Annotated in this window: 1 protein-coding gene; it reads left to right on the forward strand. The window is 48.5% G+C overall.

Features of this window, described 5'->3' with window-relative positions:
- A partial coding sequence (locus LJE08_RS14075; protein ID WP_304608383.1) for a PhoU domain-containing protein occupies positions 1–268 on the forward strand: 268 nt, incomplete at both ends.

Below are 268 nucleotides of genomic sequence, written 5' to 3' on the forward strand. Positions count from 1 at the left end.
GTGATTTCCAAGGATCAGCAGGTTAATCAAACTGAGATCGAACTGGAAAAGAACGTTTTTGACGTCTTGATTCGTAAAAACCCCATGGCCTCCGATTTTCGTGAAACCATGTCAATTCTAAAAGCCAGTTCTGACATGGAGCGAATTGGCGATGCCGCGATCCGCATTGCTCGCCAAACACTGCGCATGTCTGATAAGCCAACCTTCACCGCGGCCGAAAAGCTGATTCAGCAACTGACCTACCAAGTGCGGCAAATGCTGGACAAGG

It is taken from the genome of Holdemanella sp. DFI.5.55, from assembly GCF_020593575.1.
Classification (GTDB): domain Bacteria; phylum Bacillota_I; class Bacilli_A; order Erysipelotrichales; family Erysipelotrichaceae; genus Holdemanella; species Holdemanella hominis.